The organism is Streptomyces sp. NBRC 109706, from assembly GCF_000974485.1.
Lineage (GTDB): Bacteria > Actinomycetota > Actinomycetes > Streptomycetales > Streptomycetaceae > Streptomyces.
The window spans coordinates 584,289-584,664 of record NZ_BBOM01000008.1; positions in this window are offsets into that span (position 1 = coordinate 584,289).

Consider the following 376-nt stretch of genomic DNA (forward strand, 5'->3'; position numbering starts at 1 on the left):
TAGCATTCCTTGGGTTTCCCACAGGTTCCACACAGACGAGCCGGGCAGAACGGACAGCCCTTTAAGGGGTGTTACCGGTCGGCTTGTCCGAATATGGCGCGGACAGGGAAACTCGCGGAGCCACCGGTAGGCGGCAGACAGCGCAGACGAAGTGGCCGGATGTCGCTGCCCGGCACGGGGCGGTCGCGGCGGATCCACAGGCCGGGGTCGTCCTGCGCGATCGTCATCCGCCAACCCCCCTCGCCGTCCTGTCGCCTGATCTCCGGGCGCATTCCAGTGATCGCCCGGAGATCATCTTCAGCGGCGGAGGGTACGGACGACAACCCCTACCGTGATCGCCCGCCCCCTATCGGCGGGCGCCGATCGACGCGGGGCC